General features: G+C 46.5%; 21 protein-coding genes. 18 read left to right on the top strand and 3 right to left on the bottom strand.

What is annotated here, in order from left to right; genetic code table 11:
• Positions 1–18: 18 nt before the first annotated feature.
• Positions 19–153 (bottom strand): YqzM family protein, encoded by a 135-nt coding sequence (locus tag CYJ37_RS14280; RefSeq protein ID WP_009796271.1) that lies wholly within the window; start codon positions 151–153, stop codon positions 19–21.
• A gap of 300 nt (positions 154–453) precedes the next feature.
• Here CYJ37_RS14280 and holA point away from each other — a divergent pair, with 300 nt between their 5' ends.
• Positions 454–1494, top strand: coding sequence for a DNA polymerase III subunit delta (gene holA, locus CYJ37_RS14275; RefSeq protein ID WP_009796270.1), 1041 nt, complete (start codon positions 454–456; stop codon positions 1492–1494).
• A gap of 84 nt (positions 1495–1578) precedes the next feature.
• On the opposite strand, the gene rpsT is transcribed toward holA, so the two are convergent.
• Positions 1579–1845, bottom strand: coding sequence for a 30S ribosomal protein S20 (gene rpsT, locus CYJ37_RS14270; protein ID WP_009796269.1), 267 nt, complete (start codon positions 1843–1845; stop codon positions 1579–1581).
• A 294-nt stretch (positions 1846–2139) separates the two neighbouring features.
• Between rpsT and gpr the strand changes: the two genes are divergently transcribed.
• The 13 genes from gpr (at position 2140) to deoC (ending at position 17416) form a co-directional block, all read left to right on the top strand.
• The gene (gene gpr / locus CYJ37_RS14265) at positions 2140–3264 is read left to right on the top strand and encodes a GPR endopeptidase (RefSeq protein WP_009796267.1); all 1125 of its coding nucleotides are present in this window, start codon (positions 2140–2142) and stop codon (positions 3262–3264) included.
• Between the two features lie 70 nt (positions 3265–3334).
• Positions 3335–4525 carry a stage II sporulation protein P gene (spoIIP, locus tag CYJ37_RS14260; protein ID WP_101550348.1) on the top strand — a complete coding sequence of 397 codons (1191 nt, stop codon included), beginning with the start codon at positions 3335–3337 and terminating at the stop codon, positions 4523–4525.
• Positions 4526–4536: 11 nt separating this feature from the next.
• Positions 4537–4878, top strand: a complete 342-nt coding sequence (locus CYJ37_RS14255; RefSeq protein WP_224951539.1) for a YqxA family protein — start codon at positions 4537–4539, stop codon at positions 4876–4878.
• 141 nt (positions 4879–5019) lie between these two features.
• Complete coding sequence (lepA, locus tag CYJ37_RS14250) at positions 5020–6855, top strand: translation elongation factor 4 (protein ID WP_094767029.1); 1836 nt, start codon at positions 5020–5022, stop codon at positions 6853–6855.
• Positions 6856–6978: 123 nt separating this feature from the next.
• Positions 6979–8118 (top strand): radical SAM family heme chaperone HemW, encoded by a 1140-nt coding sequence (hemW, locus tag CYJ37_RS14245; RefSeq protein WP_022544210.1) that lies wholly within the window; start codon positions 6979–6981, stop codon positions 8116–8118.
• 84 nt (positions 8119–8202) lie between these two features.
• On the top strand, positions 8203–9234 hold the full coding sequence (hrcA, locus tag CYJ37_RS14240) for a heat-inducible transcriptional repressor HrcA (protein WP_009796262.1): 1032 nt from the start codon (positions 8203–8205) through the stop codon (positions 9232–9234).
• Between the two features lie 133 nt (positions 9235–9367).
• On the top strand, positions 9368–9991 hold the full coding sequence (grpE, locus tag CYJ37_RS14235; RefSeq protein ID WP_101550346.1) for a nucleotide exchange factor GrpE: 624 nt from the start codon (positions 9368–9370) through the stop codon (positions 9989–9991).
• Positions 9992–10021: 30 nt separating this feature from the next.
• Complete coding sequence (dnaK, locus tag CYJ37_RS14230) at positions 10022–11851, top strand: molecular chaperone DnaK (protein ID WP_009796260.1); 1830 nt, start codon at positions 10022–10024, stop codon at positions 11849–11851.
• 332 nt (positions 11852–12183) lie between these two features.
• Entirely contained in the window at positions 12184–13305 is a 1122-nt protein-coding gene (gene dnaJ, locus CYJ37_RS14225) for a molecular chaperone DnaJ (RefSeq protein ID WP_094767031.1), read from the top strand.
• A 21-nt stretch (positions 13306–13326) separates the two neighbouring features.
• On the top strand, positions 13327–14265 hold the full coding sequence (gene prmA, locus CYJ37_RS14220) for a 50S ribosomal protein L11 methyltransferase (RefSeq protein ID WP_101550344.1): 939 nt from the start codon (positions 13327–13329) through the stop codon (positions 14263–14265).
• A 143-nt stretch (positions 14266–14408) separates the two neighbouring features.
• Positions 14409–15155, top strand: coding sequence for a 16S rRNA (uracil(1498)-N(3))-methyltransferase (locus CYJ37_RS14215; RefSeq protein WP_009791385.1), 747 nt, complete (start codon positions 14409–14411; stop codon positions 15153–15155).
• Between the two features lie 5 nt (positions 15156–15160).
• Entirely contained in the window at positions 15161–16513 is a 1353-nt protein-coding gene (mtaB, locus tag CYJ37_RS14210; RefSeq protein ID WP_009791386.1) for a tRNA (N(6)-L-threonylcarbamoyladenosine(37)-C(2))-methylthiotransferase MtaB, read from the top strand.
• A 231-nt stretch (positions 16514–16744) separates the two neighbouring features.
• Complete coding sequence (gene deoC, locus CYJ37_RS14205; protein ID WP_022544208.1) at positions 16745–17416, top strand: deoxyribose-phosphate aldolase; 672 nt, start codon at positions 16745–16747, stop codon at positions 17414–17416.
• 49 nt (positions 17417–17465) lie between these two features.
• Here the strand turns inward: deoC and CYJ37_RS14200 are convergent, their stop codons facing one another.
• Entirely contained in the window at positions 17466–18386 is a 921-nt protein-coding gene (locus tag CYJ37_RS14200) for a Na/Pi symporter (protein WP_101550341.1), read from the bottom strand.
• Between the two features lie 242 nt (positions 18387–18628).
• Here CYJ37_RS14200 and rpsU point away from each other — a divergent pair, with 242 nt between their 5' ends.
• The 4 genes from rpsU to floA all read left to right on the top strand — a co-directional run bounded on the left by rpsU (position 18629) and on the right by floA (position 21880).
• Positions 18629–18802 (top strand): 30S ribosomal protein S21, encoded by a 174-nt coding sequence (gene rpsU, locus CYJ37_RS14195; RefSeq protein ID WP_009791389.1) that lies wholly within the window; start codon positions 18629–18631, stop codon positions 18800–18802.
• Between the two features lie 17 nt (positions 18803–18819).
• The gene (locus tag CYJ37_RS14190; protein ID WP_009791390.1) at positions 18820–19263 is read left to right on the top strand and encodes a GatB/YqeY domain-containing protein; all 444 of its coding nucleotides are present in this window, start codon (positions 18820–18822) and stop codon (positions 19261–19263) included.
• Positions 19264–19489: 226 nt separating this feature from the next.
• A complete protein-coding gene (locus CYJ37_RS14185; protein ID WP_094767035.1) occupies positions 19490–20830 on the top strand; it encodes an NfeD family protein in 1341 nt (446 codons plus the stop codon).
• Between the two features lie 51 nt (positions 20831–20881).
• On the top strand, positions 20882–21880 hold the full coding sequence (floA, locus tag CYJ37_RS14180; protein ID WP_009791392.1) for a flotillin-like protein FloA: 999 nt from the start codon (positions 20882–20884) through the stop codon (positions 21878–21880).
• The last annotated feature ends 3 nt before the right edge of the window (positions 21881–21883 follow it).

Below are 21883 nucleotides of genomic sequence, written 5' to 3'. Positions count from 1 at the left end.
TACGCTATGTAGCTGTTTTTACGCTCCAATGAATTTAATGACTGTTGCAATAACAAACAATAATGCGAAAAAGCCGAAAGATACGGCAAACCCTACGCCGGAATCAACAGCATCGTTGCGTTTGCTTTGGACGTTCTTTTCAAATTCGTTCACAGTCTACCCCTCCTATATCATTTTTAGTATAAGCGATATATAAAAAAAAATCCACAATTCCTGTGTGCGTTTTCCTGGACTAGAAGGAGTTGTCACAAATAGTTTGATTTCGCGCAGCAGAAAATAACATCACAATGTTTTCGCACCGCCGCCAATCAAGTATCCTAGGCCTTGGCTGGCGACGTTCAATATAGATGGGAACTGGGCATCGGCGAGCCCGGTTCCTTTGAATGCTTGTCAAATCGTCCGGTCTTCTTTAGGATAGGAGTAGGAAAAAAAGTATTGAACGGAGCGAGACAATTGGTTTTAGATGTGTGGAAGCAAATAAATAACAAACAATTTACCCCGATATATTTATTATACGGAACAGAAGGCTTTTTGATTAATGAAACAAAACAGCTGCTTATCAACAATGTGCTGGCTGAAGACGAGAGCGATTTTAATCTGTCTACATATGATTTGGAGGAAACACCAATAGAAGCGGCACTTGAGGATGCAGAGACCTTCCCTTTCATGGGGGATAAGAGGCTCATCTTTCTTCACAACCCCTCTTTTCTGACTTCCGAAAAGACAAAGGGGAAGACTGAGCATAATCTGGCCAAGCTGGAATCCTATTTAAAAGAGCCGTCGCCATATTCAATTATTGTGTTTGCGGCACCCTATGAAAAGCTGGATGATAGAAAAAAGATTACGAAGGAACTGAAGAAAAAAGCAAGTGTCCTTGAGGCCAAAAAACTGGGGGAGCAGGAGCTGAAAGTCTGGATCAGGGAAAGGGCTGCCCAGAACGGCGTCCAGATTGAGGAGGATGCCGTGCAGCTTATGCTGACTCTGGCAGGTACCAACCTCTTTATGCTGACAGGTGAAATTGATAAATTGGCCTTATATGCCGACGAGGAAAAGCTGATTGATGCCGAGGCAGTTGACAAGCTGGTTGCCAGGTCGCTTGAGCAGAATATTTTCACCCTTGTCGACAAGGTGGTCCACAGAAAAATAGATGAGGCACTGCGGATTTATTATGATCTTTTAAAGCAAAATGAAGAGCCGATTAAAATTCTTTCCATTCTGACCGGCCAATTCAGGCTGATCTACCAGGTGAAGGAGCTGTCGAGAAGGGGATACGGCCAGCAGCAGACGGCCGGATACTTAAAGGTCCATCCCTTCAGGGTCAAGCTTGCAGCCGGACAGGCCCAGCTTTTCGGAGATGAAGAACTGTCCCGCATCATGAAGCTTCTGGCAGAAGCAGATTATGAGATGAAAACAGGGGGGATGAACAAGGAAATGCTTATTGAGATGTTTTTGTTCAGGCTCCACGACCATGCCCTCCACAAACAGACAAAATAAAAAAATGGCCCAAAAGGCCATTTTTTTCATTTTTACGGCATAAGAAAAGGCTATCTGTGAAGATAGCCGGGAATCTTTAAACGATTACGCGTTCAAAGAGTTTAGTTTTTTAGCAAGACGAGATTGCTTGCGTGCAGCAGCGTTTTTGTGGATAAGGCCTTTTGCAGCAGCTTTGTCAAGCTGGCTGACTGCGTTCGCATATGCAGTCTTAGCAGCAGCTGTATCTTCGTTCACGATTGCAGCTTCAGCTTTCTTGACAGCAGTACGCATTGAAGACTTAACAGTCACGTTTTGAGCATTGCGGGCTTCGCTTGTTTTTACGCGTTTAATAGCAGATTTAATGTTTGGCATTCCATTCACCTCCTAGAAAAAAGCAATCGAGATTATATTAACTCGACTTTCATATCATTCATTAACAATAATTAAGAACAAGTGCTATTTTATCAAAGGCATGCTAATAATGCAATACTGTAGTTTAAAATCAATTCTTTTTGCCGGGAAGGACCCAAAAGCAGTTTGATCATTTTAGGGAAGCAAATGAACATAGGCTCCAGGCGGGACAGCTTCTGAATGAATTGGCGCGGTTCAGGCAAAGCTAGGAAAAAGCACCGGCCCAGGCCGGATTGAAGAAAAGAGGGCAGCAATGTGAAAGAACCATTAGATCTTAGCAGCTATTCAATAAGAACCGACCTTGCCATTGAAGCCAGGGAGATAGTAATGGATGAACGCTCAAAAAACCTTGGGAAAGAAGAGAATCTCTCTCAGCTTGAAGGGGTCATAATTAAAGAAAAAGAAGAAGATGATCTCAAGATATCTTATGTTGAGGTGACATCAGAAGGCGCCAAATCCCTCGGGAAGAAAGAAGGCAAGTATCTAACCATTGAGGTCCAGGGTATCAGGCAGCAGGACACAGAGCTTCAGCAGAAGGTCGAAAATGTGTTTTCAAGTGAATTGGCCCGTTTCATTGAGGGGATGGGGATCAAGAAAGATGCAAGCTGCCTTGTCGTTGGTCTCGGAAACTGGAATGTCACGCCCGATGCACTGGGACCCCAGGTTTGTGAAAATATTTTGGTCACACGCCACCTTTATCAGCTTCAGCCGGAAAATGTTGAAGAGGGCTACAGGCCAGTAAGTGCCCTTGCCCCTGGCGTTATGGGGCTGACCGGGATCGAGACAAGCGATATCATCTTTGGGGTAGTGGAGAAGACGAAGCCGGATTTTGTGCTTGCAGTTGACGCCCTGGCCGCCCGCTCAATTGAAAGGGTGAACTCTACCATCCAAATTTCTGATACAGGCATCCATCCGGGTTCAGGAGTAGGCAACAAGCGGAAGGAGCTCAGCAGGGAAACTCTCGGGATTCCAGTGATTGCAATTGGGGTGCCGACCGTCGTGGATGCAGTCAGCATCACAAGCGATACAATTGATTTCATTCTTAAGCATTTCGGCAGGGAGCTTAAGGAAGGTGACAGGCCATCCCGGGCGCTGGCCCCTGCAGGCATGAATTTCGGGAAAAGGAAGAAGCTCACAGAGGAAGACCTGCCAGAAGAACAGCAGCGGCAGACTTTCCTTGGCATTGTCGGCACACTTCCAGATGAAGAAAAGAGAAAGCTGATTTATGAGGTGCTTTCTCCTATCGGCCATAATCTGATGGTAACACCGAAAGAGGTGGATGTGTTTATGGAGGATATGTCCAATCTGGTAGCCAATGGGCTGAATGCTGCCCTCCATAGCAGGATCAACCAGGAAAATTCCGGTTTTTATACTAGGTAGCCTTCTTGAGGTTCTATCTACTCTAGCACAGTCATAAGATTTACTAGACTTAAGCTGAAGAGGTGGACCTATGAAAACAGCGAAACCAACTGATAACCGCCCGGGGATGATTGGGTCTGGATTTCTGAAGGCAAGCACAGCCTGTCTGCTGTTTTCCGGCCTGGTATTTGCAGTCAGCGGGGCTGTTGCTTTTCCGGGCAATGAATATAGGGCTGTCCCTGAATCTATCAGGGCTGCGCTGTCCAATATGAAAGCAGAGGGGCTGTACCAGCTGATTGGTTTGGAGAATCACCATTTCCATGCAGCGCTGCCGGATAGACCGGTGCCCCCTCCCCTTTCAGGCCTATTATTCGAACTGTCCACGAATGTACGCCTGAATGACCCGGGCAGTCTGCTTGGAAGAGAACTGCCTGCCTTTCGAGGTTATGAAGGCGCACTCCTCACAGCGGGTGAAGAAACGAATAATCCCAATATGCCAATTGAATCCCCGCCTCCGATTGAATCGCTGCGGGCTGAACAGGAAGCTTCCCTGATGAACGGCGGAAAAATGGCGGGTATCGATGAAGAAACAAGGATGACGACCGGAGGCAAAAAGATCGTTTATATTTATTTTTCGCATAATCGTGAATCTTTCCTTCCTTACTTGGATGGAGTGAAGGATATTGATCAGGCATTTCATCCTGAACAGAATATCACCAAAGTGGGAGAACGCCTGAAATCAGCCCTGGAGGCAAAGGGCATTGGCGCAGCGGTGGACAAGACTGACATCCAGGCTGACTTAAGCAGAAAAGGCTGGAGCTATTCACAGTCATATGACCAGTCAAGGGAAGCCGTCGAAACTGCACTCGCAGCTGATCAACATCTGTCTTATTTAATTGATATCCATCGGGATGCCAAAAGGAAAAGTGATACCACGACGGAAATAGATGATGTCGATTTTGCTAAAGTCGCTTTTATCATTGGTGCAGAGCATAAAGGTTATGAGCAGAATCTTTCATTTGCCAATGAACTTCATAATCTTTTGGAAAAAAAATATAAAGGCTTAAGCAGGGGGGCATTCACAAAGGAAGGAAGCCTGACGAACGGTAAATTCAATCAGGATTTATCCGAGCATGCGATTCTGGTTGAAATCGGAGGGGTGGACAATACCTTCGAGGAGCTGTACAGATCAGCTGAAGCTCTGGCAGAAGTTTTCAGTGAATATTACTGGCAGGCAGAGAAAGTAGATTCTTCCGGAAATATCCCTGCCGGCAAAGAATGAAAAAGGTGATTATGATGAAAATGTTTATGGTAAAAGCTTTCCTTGCTGCAGCATTGATGTTCATTTCCGTCCTTTTTGGCATGCAGCATGCCAATGAGGGGACGAGGGCTATGAGAGGCTATGATGAAAAAGGGCTGAATCCTGCTTTCTCCATTAATGAAAGCAGTACAGGGGAGCTGGAGGCCTCCATACTCGGCCAGGACGTATCTTCGCATGACCTGGAAAAGAAAAGAGAAAAGCTGGAAGAGATGAAGGCATATAATTTCTTTTCCTCTGCCGGCAGGGATCTTGCCGAAGGGCTATCAAAGGCCGCAGACACCGCCATACAGAAAGTGGCGGATCTGATAAAATAATAGAGAACAATCGGCCATCCGGGAGATGGCTGTTTTATTTTAGTGGCCTTCTCAGTGCTTCCGCTTTTCCTTGAATGTTCCAACCCCTGCTGATATAATCAAAAATAGTGTATATGCGCGAGTATAGTAGGAGTGAACGCTATGAATAGAGAAGACAGACTGGAAAGACAATCGAAAACCCGGAATTTTTCAATAATTGCCCATATTGACCATGGGAAATCAACGCTGGCTGACAGAATCCTGGAAAGAACAAATGCCTTGACGGCGCGGGAAATGAAGGACCAGCTGCTCGATTCCATGGACCTGGAAAGAGAACGCGGGATTACAATCAAATTGAATTCTGTGCAATTAAAATATAAAGCAAAAGATGGAGAAATTTACACTTTTCATCTGATTGATACCCCAGGGCACGTAGACTTTACTTATGAAGTGTCCCGAAGCCTTGCAGCATGTGAAGGCGCAGTGCTTGTTGTGGATGCTGCACAAGGCATTGAAGCCCAAACTCTGGCAAATGTGTACCTTGCCATTGATAATGACCTTGAAATTGTACCGGTCATCAACAAAATCGACCTTCCAAGTGCAGATCCTGAACGGGTGCGCGGTGAAATCGAGGACGTCATCGGGCTTGATGCCAGTGAGGCTGTATTGGCATCTGCAAAAGCAGGGATCGGAATTGAGGAGATTCTGGAACAGGTCGTTGAAAAGGTTCCAGCTCCACAGGGAGATCCAGATGCCCCGCTGAAGGCGCTGATCTTTGACAGCCTTTATGATGCATACAGAGGCGTTGTTGCCTATATCCGTGTTGTTGAAGGAACAGTGAAGGTCGGTGATAAAGTCAAGATGATGGCGACCGGCAAAGAGTTCGAAGTCACGGAGGTAGGCGTTTTCACACCGAAATCAACTCCGCTGCCTGAGCTTTCTGTAGGTGATGTAGGCTTCCTGACAGCAGCAATTAAGAATGTCGGCGATACACGTGTCGGCGATACGATCACAAGCGCGAAAAATGGAGCTACAGAACCCCTGCCAGGCTACCGGAAGCTGAATCCAATGGTATACTGCGGCCTGTACCCGATTGACAGCGCCAGATTCAATGATTTGCGCGAAGCGCTTGAAAAGCTTGAGCTCAACGATTCTGCGCTTCAGTTTGAGCCGGAGACTTCCCAGGCATTGGGCTTCGGTTTCCGCTGCGGATTCCTTGGACTGCTTCATATGGAAATCATCCAGGAACGCATTGAGCGGGAATTCAAGATAGACCTGATCACAACTGCACCAAGCGTTATCTACGATGTTGTCATGACTGACGGCACTTTGCTGAAAGTGGACAATCCGTCAGATATGCCTGACGCACAGAAAATTGACCGTGTAGAGGAGCCTTATGTAAAGGCGACGATGATGGCGCCAAATGATTATGTCGGTGCAATCATGGAGCTCTGCCAGGAAAAACGCGGTATTTTCATTGATATGCAGTATATGGATGAGACCAGGGTCAGCATTGTGTACGAAATTCCGCTTTCGGAAATTGTGTATGACTTCTTCGATCAGCTTAAATCCAGCACAAAAGGCTATGCCTCATTCGATTATGAGCTGATTGGCTATAAAGAATCCAAGCTTGTCAAAATGGACATTCTGCTTAACGCTGAAAAAGTCGATGCGCTCAGCTTTATCGTCCATAGAGATTTCGCATATGAACGTGGAAAAGTGATTGTAGAGAAACTGAAGGACCTGATTCCCCGCCAGCAGTTTGAGGTGCCGATCCAGGCTGCAATCGGGCAAAAAATCGTTGCGCGTTCAACGATTAAAGCGATGAGGAAGAACGTATTGGCGAAATGTTACGGCGGAGATATTTCCCGGAAAAGAAAGCTGCTTGAAAAGCAGAAGGAAGGGAAAAAGCGCATGAAGCAGGTCGGCTCTGTCGAAGTTCCGCAGGAAGCATTCATGGCAGTCCTGAAAATGGACGATACGACTCCCAAAAAGTAACAGGCTCCAGGTTTGATTTGTTGCCGGAGGTTAGATATGCTTGCATACAAGCAGCTCTAACCTCTTTTTTATTGAAAAAAAGATCTGCCGATGAGCAAATTATTAAAGGTTGTGACGACACGTATGATAAATGCGGCTTATATCCATATACCGTTTTGTGAACATATATGCCATTATTGTGATTTTAATAAAGTGTTTCTTAAAGGCCAGCCGGTCGATGAATATCTGCAGGCCCTTGAAAAAGAAATGGAATTGACCCTTCAGGATCGTCCCTCAAGCCCTTTCCGTTCAATTTTTGTTGGCGGAGGCACCCCGACTGCCTTGGATGCACGCCAGCTCGAGATGCTGTGCGCATCAATCAGAAAGCATATGCCTCTTGAAGAAGGGGCAGAATTCACCTTCGAAGCAAACCCGGGCGATCTTTCTGAAGATAAGCTGAAGGCGCTTTATGATGCCGGGGTAAACAGGCTGAGCTTTGGAGTCCAGACCTTCAATGAAGAATTGCTGAAGAGGATCGGCAGAACACACAGGGCCAAGGATGTATTTGCATCAATTGAACTTGCGAAAAAAACAGGGTTCAGCAGCATCAGTGTAGACCTTATTTACAGCTTGCCGGGCCAGACCATCGCTGACTTCAAGGAAACGCTGGATACTGCCTTTACACTGGATATCCAGCACTATTCCGGATACTCACTGATCATTGAACCGAAGACGGTTTTTTATAATCTTATGCGAAAAGGGAAGCTTCCTTCCCCTGGTGAAGATGCAGAAGCAGCGATGTATGAGCTTCTTATGGAAAGAATGGATCTTGAAGGATTTAAGCAATATGAAATCAGCAATTTTGCGCTTCCCGGTTTTGAAAGCAGGCATAACCTGACATACTGGAATAATGAAGAGTATTATGGATTTGGAGCCGGGGCCCATGGCTATGCAGGCGGGAGCCGGAATGCCAATTACGGGCCGCTGAAGAAATATATGGAGCCCTTGTCGGAAAACAAACTTCCTGTCATGGAATCGCATATTGTGACAAAAGCTGAAAGGATGGAAGAGGAAATGTTCCTGGGGCTTAGAAAGACGGAAGGTGTAGAAGTTTCCCGCTTTATGGAGAAATTTGAAGAAGATCCCCTTCAGCTGTTCAGGAGCGAGCTGGAAAGGCTTCAGACATTAGAACTGATCGAAGCTGGCGGGAAGTCGATCCGGCTGACGCGAAAAGGGCGCCTTCTTGGGAACGAAGTATTTCAATCCTTCATCGGTGTAATCTAATGATTGACATCGCGCCTATAAATTTGATAATTTATTATTAGATTTAGCACTCACTATTGAAGAGTGCTAACAGAGGTGATAAACGTGTTAACAGATCGTCAATTATTGATTTTCCAGGTGATTGTTGATGATTTCATTCGGTCTGCCCAGCCAGTCGGTTCAAGGAGCCTGTCGAAAAAAGAAGAAATTTCTTTCAGTTCGGCCACTATACGAAACGAAATGGCTGATTTAGAAGAATTGGGGTTTATCGAGAAAACACACACCTCATCCGGAAGGGTTCCTTCTGAAAAAGGCTATCGCTATTATGTTGACCATCTTTTGTCACCCCAGAAGCTGAACCAGCAGGATATATTCACCATTAAGTCCCTCTTTGCAGAGCGGATTTATGAGCTCGAAAAGATTGTGCAGAAATCTGCCAGAATCATGTCAGAACTGACGAGCTATACGTCAATTGTCCTTGGTCCAGCCGTTAAAGAAAACAAGCTGAGAAAAATTCAGATTGTCCCTCTGAACAAGGATACGGCCATAGCCATCATTGTGACTGATACAGGGCATGTGGAAAACAAAATGTTCAGCATACCTGAGAATATCCACCCTGGGGAAATAGAAAAACTGGTCAATATCCTGAATGAGCGGCTAGCCGGTGTGCCTATAGATAATCTCAACGATAAAATCTATAAAGAAGTGGCTGTACTGCTCAGGCAGCATGTCAATCACTATGATCTCCTGCTCTATTCTTTTGCTGACATATTAAAGCTGTCAGCCAATGAAAAACTCTTTTTCGGCGGCAAGACGAACATGCTCAGCCAGCCGGAATTCCATGATATCAATAAAATCAGGAATCTGATGAATATGATTGAGCAGGAAGAAAGCATCTATGATTTAATACGCAAAGATAAATCAGGAATCAATATTAAAATCGGCAGAGAGAATGAGAACTCGGCCATGGAAAACTGCAGCCTCATTACTGCCACCTATTCAATGGGGGCAGAGCAGCTGGGGACCATCGCGGTCCTTGGGCCGACGAGGATGGAGTATTCCAGGGTGATCAGCCTGCTGCAGATTATCAGCGCAGACCTCACTGACGTCCTGACGAAGCTGTATCAAAAGAGCTGACGCGGGTAATATTGATGATGGGTGGAAGCTGTCTTCCATCCCTTTCATTGCGTGTAAATATTTATATCCAATCAGCGTCCTATGGCATGCAAGTCACGCCAGGCATGCTTAACCTTTAAGGGAGGTGAACTAGTTGGCAGACAATAAGGACTTTTTAAAGGAAGAAGAACAAGAAGCAGCCGCTGCACAAGGCAGCAATGAGCCAATCGAAGCAGTTTTCGGAGAATCAGCTGCACCATCTGAAACTGGTGAAAATGGTGAAGAGCCATCTATGGGCCAGGAAGACTCAGCAGAGCTGAAGGCTGCACACGAAAAAATTGCAGAGCTTGAGGCGAAATTGGGGGAAGCAGAAAACCGCTATCTCCGTCTTCAGGCAGACTTTGATAATTCCAGGCGCCGGGCAAAGCTTGACCAGGAGGCGGCTGAAAAATATAGAGCACAAAAACTGATCACTGAACTGCTTCCAGCCCTTGACAATTTCGAAAGAGCGCTGAAAATGGAAACTGACAATGAGCAGGCCAAAACGCTCCAGCAGGGAATGGAAATGGTTTACCGCAGTCTTGCGGAGGCGATCAAGAAAGAAGGCGCCGAAGCAATCGAGGCTGTCGGAAAAGAGTTTGATCCGCATCTGCACCAGGCTGTCATGCAGGTTGAAGACGAAAACTTTGCATCCAACACAGTTGTGGAAGAATTCCAAAAAGGCTACATGCTAAAGGACAGGGTCATCCGTCCGGCAATGGTAAAAGTAAACCAATAATAAAACTACATATATCGGGAGGTAAGGAACATGAGCAAAATCATTGGCATTGACTTGGGTACTACAAACTCATGTGTATCCGTTCTAGAAGGCGGAGAGCCTAAAGTAATTCCGAATCCGGAAGGAAACCGTACAACTCCATCAGTTGTCGCATTCAAAAACGGCGAACGCCAGGTTGGCGAGGTAGCTAAGCGCCAATCCATTACAAATCCAAACACGATCATTTCTGTTAAACGCCATATGGGTACAGACCATAAAGTGGAAGCAGAAGGCAAGGAATATACGCCGCAGGAAATGTCTGCTATCATCCTTCAGTATCTTAAAGGCTATGCAGAAGATTATCTTGGTGAAAAGGTTGAGAAAGCTGTTATCACAGTTCCAGCATATTTCAATGATGCTGAACGCCAGGCGACAAAAGATGCAGGCAGGATTGCCGGCCTGGAAGTAGAGCGCATCATCAACGAGCCTACAGCAGCGGCTCTTGCATACGGTCTTGACAAAATGGACGAAGACCAGACAATCCTTGTTTATGACCTTGGCGGCGGTACATTTGATGTATCCATCCTCGAGCTTGGCGACGGAGTTTTTGAAGTTAAATCAACTGCCGGCGACAACCGTCTCGGAGGGGATGACTTCGACCAGGTAGTCATTGATTATCTAGTAGAACAGTTCAAAAAAGAAAACGGCATCGACCTTTCAAAAGACAAAATGGCGCTTCAGCGCTTGAAAGATGCAGCTGAAAAAGCAAAGAAAGATTTGTCCGGCGTCACTTCTACACAAATCTCCCTTCCGTTCATCACTGCAGGGGATGCAGGTCCTCTTCACCTGGAGGTTACACTGTCCAGAGCGAAGTTTGATGAACTGTCAGCGGGCCTTGTAGAACGTACAATGGGACCTACGCGCCAGGCGCTCAAAGATGCCGGGCTTTCTCCATCAGAAATTGATAAGGTCATCCTTGTCGGCGGTTCAACCCGTATTCCTGCAGTTCAGGAAGCAATCAAGAAGGAAGTTGGAAAAGACCCTCATAGAGGCGTAAATCCTGATGAAGTTGTTGCTATGGGCGCAGCGATCCAGGGCGGAGTCATTTCCGGAGATGTTAAAGATGTAGTCCTATTGGATGTAACGCCATTATCACTTGGAATCGAAACAATGGGCGGAGTGTTCACAAAGCTAATCGAACGCAACACAACAATCCCGACTTCCAAGTCCCAGGTATTTTCTACAGCGGCTGACAGCCAGACTGCTGTTGACATTCATGTGCTTCAGGGTGAACGCCCAATGGCAGCTGACAATAAAACTCTTGGCCGCTTCCAATTGACTGATATCCCGCCGGCACCGCGCGGCATACCTCAAATCGAAGTATCCTTCGATATTGACAAAAACGGCATCGTCAATGTACGCGCCAAAGATCTTGGAACAAACAAAGAGCAGACAATTACAATTAAATCTTCCACAGGCCTTTCTGACGATGAAATCCAGCAAATGGTCAGGGCAGCAGAAGAAAATGCAGAAGCAGATAAAAAGCGCAAAGAAGAAGTGGAGCTTCGCAATGAGGCAGACCAGCTAGTCTTCACAACTGAAAAAACTTTAAAGGATCTTGAAGGCAAGGTGGATGAAGCGGAAGTTGCGAAAGCGAACGAAGCTAAGGATGCACTGAAGGCGGCAATCGAAAAGAACGAGCTGGAAGAGATCCGCACTGCAAAGGATGCCCTTCAGGAAATCGTGCAAAATCTTTCTATGAAGCTCTACGAAGAAGCAGCGAAGCAGGCTCAGGCAGCTCAGGGTGCTGAAGGCCAAGGCGGAGATGACAATGTCGTGGACGCAGAATTCGAAGAAGTAAACGACGACGACAAAAAATAATAGCAGGCAGCAGGATATAAAAGTCAAAGTCAGGTTCCACTTGACTTTGGCTTTTTTTCTTAATCTGGAGCAGTGATTAGGCCAGGTGATTAGCCTGCGTTCCTTATTAGGGCAAGCGCCCTCCGCTTTTAGTTTATCCAGCTCCGGCGGCTAGGCCCTCGAAGTCTTAAGCCAAGCAGATCAGAAGGTTAAAGAACAACCTTCCGCTCTTCCTTGTCTTAAGCTTGTCGGGCCTGAACAAGCCGCCTCCGCTTTTAGTTTAACTATTGCACTTTTTCTTTATAGAGTGATACAATAATCTTTATGTGAAATGACCGGGGAGTGTGAAATTCATGAGCAAACGGGATTATTATGAGGTCCTGGGGGTCAGCAAAAGTGCCAGCAAGGATGAAATAAAGAAATCCTACCGCAAGCTTTCAAAAAAGTATCATCCTGATATTAATAAAGAAGCGGACGCAGATGAGAAATTCAAGGAAGTAAAAGAAGCATACGAAGTTTTGAGTGATGATCAGAAACGCGCCCACTATGACCAGTTTGGCCATACAGATCCCAACCAGGGCTTTGGAGGAGGAGATTTCGGAGGCGGATTCGGCGGATTCGAAGATATCTTCAGTACTTTCTTCGGAGGCGGTGGAAGGAGAAGGGATCCGAATGCACCAAGGCAGGGGGCCGATCTTCAATATACAATGTCCCTTTCTTTTGAAGAAGCGGTATTCGGAAAAGAAACTGATATTGAAATACCGAGGGAAGAAACATGCGAGACTTGCGACGGTTCAGGGGCCAAGCCTGGCACTAAGCCTGAAACTTGCCGGCATTGCCATGGCTCCGGCCAGCTGAATGTTGAGCAGAATACGCCGTTCGGCAAGATTGTCAACAGAAGGGTCTGCCAGTACTGCAGCGGCACAGGCAAAGAAATCAAAGAAAAATGCCAAACTTGCGGCGGCACAGGCAAAGTGACCAAGCGGAAGAAGATCCATGTAAAAATTCCGGCCGGCATTGATGACGGACAGCAGCTGCGCGTGACCGGACAAGGGGAACCAGGAATTAACGGCGGTCCTCCAGGAGATCTATATGTAGTATTCCATGTCAGGGGCCATGAATTCTTTGAACGCGAAGCTGACGATATTTACTGTGAAATGCCAATCACTTTTGTCCAGGCAGCACTTGGTGATGAGATCGAGGTGCCGACCCTTCACGGAAAAGTGAAACTGAAGGTTCCTGCCGGGACTCAGACAGGCACCCGCTTCCGCCTGAAAGGAAAAGGCGTGCCGAATGTGAGGGGCTATGGAAATGGCGACCAGCACATACTTGTGCGGATTGTCACGCCGACAAAACTGACAGAAAAACAGAAACAGCTTCTGCAGGAGTTTGGCGAAGTGAGCGGCCAAGTGCCGCAGGGTGAACAGGAAGAAAGCTTTTTCGCAAAGGTAAAAAGAGCCTTTAAGGGTGAATAAAGGAATGGGAGTTGGTAGAGAATGAAATGGTCAGAAATCAGCATTCATACAACAAATGAGGCGATTGAACCGATTTCAAACATTTTGCATGAAGCCGGAGCAAGCGGAGTAGTCATTGAGGATCCGTTTGATTTGATTAAAGACAGAGAAGATCAATTCGGTGAAATCTACCAGCTCAATCCGCAAGATTACCCAGAGGAAGGCGTTATTGTGAAAGCCTATCTTCCGGTCAACAGCTTCCTGGGCGAGACGGTGGATGAAATTAAGGAAGCCATCAATGGCCTTATCCTTTACAATATTGATATCGGGCTTAATAAAGTGACGATCAGTGAAGTGAACGAAGAGGAATGGGCCACTGCCTGGAAAAAATATTATAATCCTGTTAAAATATCTGAACGGTTCACCATTGTGCCGACCTGGGAGGATTATACGCCTGTAAGCAGCGATGAATTGATTATCGAGCTTGATCCGGGCATGGCTTTTGGCACCGGGACACATCCGACGACAGTCATGTGCATCCAGGCGCTGGAGCGTACGGTGGCACAAGGGGACAGAGTCGTTGACGTCGGAACCGGTTCAGGTGTGCTCAGCATTGCTGCTGCCATGCTCGGGGCGGAAAAAGTGGAAGCACTTGATCTTGACGAAGTGGCTGTTAAGTCTGCAAGGCTTAACATTAAGCTGAATAAGGTGCATGAGATTGTAAGTGTTTCGCAGAACAACCTGTTAAACGGAGTGCAGGAAGGGGCCGATGTCGTAGTTGCCAATATTCTTGCCGAGGTCATCCTGCGCTTTACAGATGAAGTGGCCAAAACGGTGAAAAAAGGCGGACGCTTCATTGCATCTGGCATCATTCAGCAGAAAAAGCAGCAGGTCAAAGAGGCAATCATCCAGGCCGGGTTCGAAATTGAAGAAATCCTGCAGATGGAAGACTGGGTCGCCATCATTGCCAAAAATAAATAAGACAAATATTTGACTGGACGGGAAAAACGGGAGTACTTGAAGCTGGGATACACCCCATGTCCTTCAAAATCCCTTTTTTCCGTTTGGCGGATTTGCAGCAGCCATACGGCATTTGCAATAAGGAAAGGTAGGCAGGTGCAGCCATGCAGCGATATTTTACAAATCGGGATAAGGATGGCAGATTCATCATAGCAGGCGACGATTTCCACCATATTACAAGGGTCATGCGCATGAAGGAAGGGGACAGCATTATTTGTGCCGTCCGCGGCGGCAGGAGTGCGGTATGCCGGATTGAAGAAATTACCGATGAACAAGTGATTGCGGAAGTAGTACAATGGAAGGAAGCGAGCTCAGAGCTTCCAATCAAAGCTGCAATAGCGAGCGGATTGCCTAAAGGGGATAAGCTTGAGCTGATCATCCAAAAGGGGACAGAGCTTGGAGCTTCAGTGTTTATCCCTTTTACTGCAGCCCGTTCGATTGTAAAATGGGATGAGAAGAAAGCGGGAAAGAAAACAGAACGCTGGCAGAAAATCGCCAAAGAAGCGGCTGAGCAGTCTCATAGAGATTTGCAGCCTGATGTGCTCCAGCCTGTGAGCATGAAAGAGCTGATAGACCTGGGCAAGGGCTATGACCGTAAAGTGATTGCCTATGAAGAAGATGCCAAAGACGGGGAAAGCTCTGCTTTTGCATCTCTTTTGTCGGGCATGGAAAAGGGGCAGTCCCTTCTCATGGTGTTTGGCCCGGAAGGCGGCCTCTCGGAAAAGGAAGTTGCACTCTTAAAGGACAATGGATTTTTGTCATGCGGACTTGGCCCGAGGATATTGCGTACTGAAACAGCGCCGCTATATGCGCTTGCGGCTGTTTCTTATCATTTTGAACTAATGAGGTGAATACAATGGCAACAGTTGCTTTTCATACACTTGGCTGTAAGGTGAATCATTATGAAACAGAAGCAATCTGGCAATTGTTTAAGCAAGAAGGCTACGAACGGACAGATTTTGAATCTGCATCCGATGTATATATAATCAATACCTGTACAGTAACAAACACAGGTGATAAAAAAAGCCGCCAGGTCATCAGAAGGGCGATCAGGAAGAATCCTGATGCTGTAATCTGTGTAACAGGCTGCTACGCCCAGACCTCGCCTGCAGAAATAATGGCCATACCTGGTGTGGATATCGTCGTGGGTACACAGGACAGGGTCAAGATGCTGGAGTATATCGAACAGTATAAACAAGAACGCCAGCCGATCAATGCTGTCGGAAATATTATGAAAAACCGTGTGTACGAAGAACTGGATGTTCCTGCCTTCACGGACAGGACACGCGCTTCCCTGAAAATTCAGGAAGGCTGCAATAACTTCTGTACATTCTGCATCATCCCGTGGGCACGGGGCTTGATGAGATCCCGCGATCCGCAGGAAGTCATCCGCCAGGCGCAGCAGCTTGTCGATGCAGGCTATAAGGAAATTGTCCTGACCGGCATCCACACAGGCGGCTATGGAGAAGACATGAAGGATTACAATCTTGCCATGCTGCTAAGGGATCTCGAGGCACAGGTAAAAGGCCTGAAGCGTCTTCGCATTTCCTCTATCGAAGCAAGCCAGATCACTGATGAAGTGATTGAGGTGATGGACAAGTCTGAAGTGGTCGTAAGGCACCTGCATATTCCTCTGCAGTCAGGCTCTAATACTGTACTTAAGAGAATGAGAAGAAAGTACACAATGGAATTCTTTGCAGAGCGCCTTGACCGCCTAAAAGAGGCGCTTCCCGGCCTTGCCGTCACATCTGACGTTATTGTCGGCTTCCCTGGTGAAACTGAAGAAGAGTTTATGGAAACCTACAATTTTATCAAAGAGCATAAATTCTCGGAGCTGCATGTGTTCCCTTATTCAAAAAGGACCGGTACACCTGCAGCCCGGATGGAAGACCAGATTGATGAGGAAATTAAGAATGAGCGGGTGCACCGCCTTATTTCCCTTTCCGATCAGCTGGCAAAGGAATATGCATCACAGTTTGAAAATGAGGTGCTTGAAGTCATTCCTGAGGAAATTTACAAGGAAGATCCTGAGAGCGGGCTTTATGTCGGGTATACTGACAACTACCTGAAAGTCGTATTCCCAGCATCAGAAGAGATGGTAGGGAAAATCGTGAAAGTCAAGATATCCAAGGCAGGCTATCCTTTTAATGAAGGACAGTTTGTCCGGGTCGTTGACGAGGATGCTGTATACGAAGAAGCGGCTGTCTAAGTATGTGATAAAAAAGAATGGGGAGTATTCCCCATTCTTTTTTTTGTCAAAAATCGGCCGGAGGACTCTTCGGTCTACATATTTCCCTTTTAATATAGAAAAAATAGACGGGATGAAGAAAACGATTGCAAAAAACGATTAAAACCCATAATTTCAGCTACTTTTTTCGATAAGACAATGGTATGATGTAGAGGTACGGACAACTTGTTTGTTGAAAGGAGAACCATTGATATGGCAACTAATGTAGCAAAAATGATCGATCATACATTATTGAAAGCAGATGCGACAAAAGAACAGATTGAGGTACTTTGTTCAGAAGCTAAAGAATACAGTTTCGCGTCTGTCTGTGTTAACCCTGCGTGGGTCAGCTACGCGAGTGAACTGCTGGAGGGTTCAGGCGTAGATGTCTGCACTGTCATCGGCTTTCCGCTGGGGGCGTCAACACCTGAGGTAAAAGCATTTGAAACTAAAAATGCCATTGAGAACGGCGCAACTGAAGTAGATATGGTTATTAATATCGGTGCATTAAAGAGCGGCAGCAGTGATCTTGTAGAAGCAGATATCCGTGCAGTCGTTGAGGCGGCAAAAGGGAAGGCACTTACAAAGGTCATTATTGAAACATCCCTCCTTACAGAGGATGAGAAGGTCCTGGCATGTGAGCTGGCTGTAAAAGCAGGCACAGATTTTGTTAAAACTTCTACAGGTTTTTCTACCGGGGGCGCAACCGTTGAAGATATCAGGCTGATGAGAAAAACAGTCGGTCCTGAAATCGGTGTTAAAGCATCAGGCGGTGTCCGCAGCACCGAAGATGCTCAGCAGATGATTGAAGCAGGAGCTACAAGAATCGGTGCAAGCTCCGGAGTGGCGATCGTTAATGGATTAACGAGCGATTCAGATTACTGATTACTAAATGGAAAAGACAGGCCAGCATCAATTGCTGGCCTGTCTTTTTTTATTTGTCATGGATCTTCATAATTAACCTTCCAAAATGTTCAGCAAACGGCAGTACCATTAAAGAAGTGAGCACATTGAATAATACACTCACATGTGCCAGCTGGACATCCGGTTCGGCCGCTGCCCATTCGCCGAATGAGGAAAGGGAGGCTATGAAAGGGAGGAAAAGGGCTGCTCCCGCTATATTCAGCCAGATATGTGCAAAGGCAGTGAGGCGCGCCTCCTTCCCTGCGCCAATGGATGCAAGATAGGCAGTGAGGCAGGTCCCGATATTGGCTCCGAGCATAAAGGCTATGCCTGTATCCAATTCTATGATCCCGCCGTTCAGAAACCCCATGATGATCCCCACAGCCGCAGTGCTGGATTGGATGATCGCTGTCAGCACCATGCCAACTGCCGCACCGGTCAGATGGCTGTTCTCCATAAGCCCGAGAATATCGGTCAGAAAAGGGACACCCTGCAGCGGGGAAGCTAGAAATTCAAAGCCCTTCATCGAGGAAAGTACAATGGAGATGCCAAGGATTCCCATGCCAATATGCTTCAGTGCCTTTCTGCCAAATAAGATAAGGCACGACCCGGCTGCTGCCAGGGGGATGATGAGAGACTCGATATTGAAGGTGATGAATTCTGTTGTAAACGTCGTTCCAATATTTGTTCCCAAGATGATGCCGATCGATTGGGGGAAGGTCAGGATCCGGGCGGAAATAAGGCCGATAGTCAACACCATAACAGCAGAGCTGCTTTGCAGGACAGCAGTAATCAGCATTCCTGCCAGCATCCCCTGCCAGGGGAAATGGGTGTAAGCGGCGATCTTCCGCTTGAATGAATCACCGGAAAGTCCGTATAACCCTGATCTTAACAGTGCCATTCCGTATATGAAAAAAATAATCAAGAATAAAAACAGGATAATCAGCAGCATGCGTTCTCACTCCTTCATTTAAACTCTATGAAGGAACGGGACTGGACATGCCTTGCGAAAAGGGTTTAATTTTACCGCTTCTATGGTAAATTAAATGAAAGGACAGAGCCTGCAAAAAAAAACTGCACCTGCCCGTGATGAATTACAGTTGACCTTGTATCACTGTTATATTATAATTGCAAGGTACATGGAAATCTATGTTTCTGATGTAAGTGTGTTGTGCTCGGAGGGAGGGAAAGAGAATGTCTAAAACAGTCGTTAAAAAGAACGAATCGCTTGAAGATGCTCTTCGTCGCTTCAAACGTTCTGTATCTAAAACAGGTACTTTACAAGAGGCGAGAAAGCGCGAATTCTACGAAAAACCTAGTGTAAAGCGCAAGAAGAAGTCCGAAGCTGCTAGAAAACGTAAGTTCTAAGAGAGGGTGTATCAACTATGAGTCTTCTCGAGCGTTTAAATGATGATATGAAACAAGCGATGAAAAACAAAGAAAAAGATAAACTCACTGTCATTCGGATGATTAAAGCATCTCTGCAGAATGAAGCCATCAAGCTTGGCGGAGAGCTTAACGAAGAGCAGGAGTTAACTGTCCTTTCTCGCGAAGTGAAACAACGCAAGGACTCCCTCCATGAATTTGAAAAAGCAGGTCGTGAAGACCTTGTTGAAAAATTGCGGAACGAATTGATATTCGTCGAGCTATATATGCCCAAGCAGCTGTCTGAGGATGAAGTATCAAAGATTGTCCAGGAGACAATCGAAGAAACTGGAGCATCAGGAAAAGCCGATATGGGAAAAGTGATGTCTGCCATTATGCCTAAAGTAAAAGGCAAAGCGGACGGCTCACTTGTAAATAAACTTGTACAACAACACCTTTCATGAAAAAGTATGCCAAAAGACCGCAAGCAATCTGCCTGCGGTCTTTTTATTGCTTGTGAGCGGCATACTGCAATAAATTCAGGGTACGTATGGAAGGTGTGCCGCTGTTAAAAACTATTACATAGGAAAAAATAATGCCGAAAAGAGAAAATGTGCTAAAAATGAATCTTTTTTCTTTTTAAAACGTAAGTAAAAGAAGATTAACTTTTGTTTGGGAAAGGAGGAGAAAATGGTGGCTCTCAGAAGGGCAGTCACTCTGCTGGCGTTTTTGGGCATCCTGCTGATTATGCTGATTCCCGAAAAAGGGAATGCTGATAATGAAGTGGTATACGTTGTTCCCATTGAAGAAACAGTGGAAAAAGGCCTTTATGCATTTTTGAACAGGGCTGTCAGCACCGCTGAAGAGAATGGGGCTTCTGCCATTATTTTTGAAATGGATACACCTGGGGGCGCAGTGGATGCTGCCGGGAAAATAGGCAAGCTGCTTGCGGAAACAGAATTGAAGACGGTGTCCTTTGTCAATAATCAGGCCCTGTCGGCCGGTGCCTATATCTCTTTGAATATGGATGAAATATACATGGTGCCTGGTGCTGTCATGGGATCTGCTGCCATTATCGATCAATCAGGGAACACCGCAGGAAAGAAAGCGGAATCCTATTGGCTGAGTGCAATGAAGAGTGCTGCTAACCAGTCTGGCAGGGATCCGGAGATAGCACTGGCCATGGCGGATGAGTCGGTTGATTTGCCGGAATATGGCGCCCCAAAAGGGAAGCTTCTCACTTTGACATCAGAGCAGGCAGAGCAGGCAGGGTATTCTGAAGGCACTGTTTCATCTCTTGATGAACTGCTGGACACTCTTGGCTACTCAGGGGCAGAGATCAGGAGCCTGGATGAAAGCTTTGCAGAGAAAATAGCCCGTTTTATCACCCACCCGGTTGTTGTGCCGATTCTCTTGTCTGTCGGCAGCCTGGGACTTGTGCTTGAGCTTTACTCGCCGGGATTCGGCATCCCGGGATCGATGGGACTTGCTGCCCTCCTGCTGTTTTTTTACGGCCATATGGTTGCAGGCCTGGCAGGATATGAGTCCATCGTTTTGTTTTTGGTCGGCCTGGGGCTGATCATACTGGAGTTTTTCCTTCCAGGAGGGATTGCCGGGGCAATAGGCCTTGTTTCGGTTGTAGGAAGCTTGTTTCTTGCAACTGACAACGTTGTCCATACGGCCGTATCCATTTTGATTGCCATTGGCATTTCTATTTTGGTATCCATCTTAATGATAAAGGTGTTTGGTAAAAAAATGAAATTCTTCAGGAAAATTATATTGAGCGATTCGACAAGCACTGAGAAAGGGTATATCTCAAACAAGACGCGTGCAGAGCTTATTGGTCTTGAAGGCTATGCTCTGACTGCATTAAGGCCGGCCGGGACGGCTGTGCTCGAGGATGAAAGAATCGATGTTGTCAGCGAAGGCGGTTTTATCCAGAAAGGGGCAAGGTTAAGGGTCGTAAAAGCAGAAGGCTCCCGGATTGTTGTGAGAGAAATGCTTGATATGGAAAAAAAAGCCGATCAATGAATGGACTCCCCTGGAAACAGGGATGACAAATAGATTTTAAGGAGGAACATAATGTTAGGAGAAGGAACTGTATTTATTTTAGTAGCCGTGGTTTTGGCCGTTATTCTGCTGGCGGTGCTGTTTACTTTCGTACCAGTGGCACTCTGGATTTCCGCCCTGGCGGCAGGCGTCAGGGTCAGCATCTTCACGTTGATTGGAATGAGGCTCCGCCGGGTCATCCCGAATAGGGTCATCAATCCTTTGATTAAAGCCCATAAAGCGGGTCTGGATGTTACAACAAATCAGCTTGAGAGCCATTATTTGGCCGGAGGTAATGTGGATAGGGTTGTAAACGCACTGATAGCCGCACACAGGGCCAATATTGAATTGAGCTTTGAGAGAACCGCCGCTATCGACCTTGCTGGACGTGACGTTCTGGAAGCTGTACAAATGAGCGTCAATCCTAAGGTGATTGAAACACCGTTCATTGCCGGTGTGGCAATGGATGGGATAGAAGTCAAAGCTAAAGCGCGGATCACGGTCCGGGCAAATATTGAGCGGCTTGTAGGGGGAGCCGGGGAAGAAACAATCGTAGCCCGTGTAGGTGAAGGGATTGTTTCGACTATCGGTTCTTCGGATAATCATAAGAAAGTACTTGAAAATCCTGACATGATCTCTCAGACAGTTCTGTCCAAGGGCCTTGATGCAGGCACGGCATTTGAAATTCTGTCCATTGATATCGCGGATGTGGACATCGGCAAGAATATCGGTGCTGAGCTTCAGACTGAGCAGGCGGAAGCAGATAAGAAGATCGCCCAGGCTAAGGCTGAGGAAAGGCGTGCAATGGCCGTTGCCCAGGAGCAGGAAATGAAAGCAAAAGTAGAAGAAATGAGAGCAAAGGTTGTCGAAGCAGAAGCCAAAGTCCCTCTTGCGATGTCAGAAGCTCTCCGGTCAGGTAATCTCGGGGTGATGGATTACATGAACATCCAGAATATATCTGCTGATACGGATATGAGGGGTTCAATTGGAAGAACAACAGATCCAGGCATGGATGGGAAAAATAATGACTAACTA

Origin of the sequence: Bacillus sp. UMB0728, assembly GCF_002858875.1 — a bacterium.
GTDB lineage: Bacteria > Bacillota > Bacilli > Bacillales > Cytobacillaceae > Bacillus_AB > Bacillus_AB infantis.
Note: the sequence above shows the minus strand (reverse complement) of the source record. Positions and strands in the feature narration are given on the sequence as shown.

Coding starts and splice junctions, on each gene's coding strand:
- rpsT (WP_009796269.1), bottom strand. CDS start 1,845: ATGCCAAACATTAAATCTGCTATTAAACGCGTAAAAACAAGCGAAGCC.
- spoIIP (WP_101550348.1), top strand. CDS start 3,335: ATGAAAACAGCGAAACCAACTGATAACCGCCCGGGGATGATTGGGTCT.
- CYJ37_RS14255 (WP_224951539.1), top strand. CDS start 4,537: ATGATGAAAATGTTTATGGTAAAAGCTTTCCTTGCTGCAGCATTGATG.
- lepA (WP_094767029.1), top strand. CDS start 5,020: ATGAATAGAGAAGACAGACTGGAAAGACAATCGAAAACCCGGAATTTT.
- hemW (WP_022544210.1), top strand. CDS start 6,979: ATGATAAATGCGGCTTATATCCATATACCGTTTTGTGAACATATATGC.
- dnaK (WP_009796260.1), top strand. CDS start 10,022: ATGAGCAAAATCATTGGCATTGACTTGGGTACTACAAACTCATGTGTA.
- dnaJ (WP_094767031.1), top strand. CDS start 12,184: ATGAGCAAACGGGATTATTATGAGGTCCTGGGGGTCAGCAAAAGTGCC.
- prmA (WP_101550344.1), top strand. CDS start 13,327: ATGAAATGGTCAGAAATCAGCATTCATACAACAAATGAGGCGATTGAA.
- CYJ37_RS14215 (WP_009791385.1), top strand. CDS start 14,409: ATGCAGCGATATTTTACAAATCGGGATAAGGATGGCAGATTCATCATA.
- mtaB (WP_009791386.1), top strand. CDS start 15,161: ATGGCAACAGTTGCTTTTCATACACTTGGCTGTAAGGTGAATCATTAT.
- deoC (WP_022544208.1), top strand. CDS start 16,745: ATGGCAACTAATGTAGCAAAAATGATCGATCATACATTATTGAAAGCA.
- CYJ37_RS14200 (WP_101550341.1), bottom strand. CDS start 18,386: ATGCTGCTGATTATCCTGTTTTTATTCTTGATTATTTTTTTCATATAC.
- rpsU (WP_009791389.1), top strand. CDS start 18,629: ATGTCTAAAACAGTCGTTAAAAAGAACGAATCGCTTGAAGATGCTCTT.
- CYJ37_RS14190 (WP_009791390.1), top strand. CDS start 18,820: ATGAGTCTTCTCGAGCGTTTAAATGATGATATGAAACAAGCGATGAAA.
- CYJ37_RS14185 (WP_094767035.1), top strand. CDS start 19,490: ATGGTGGCTCTCAGAAGGGCAGTCACTCTGCTGGCGTTTTTGGGCATC.
- floA (WP_009791392.1), top strand. CDS start 20,882: ATGTTAGGAGAAGGAACTGTATTTATTTTAGTAGCCGTGGTTTTGGCC.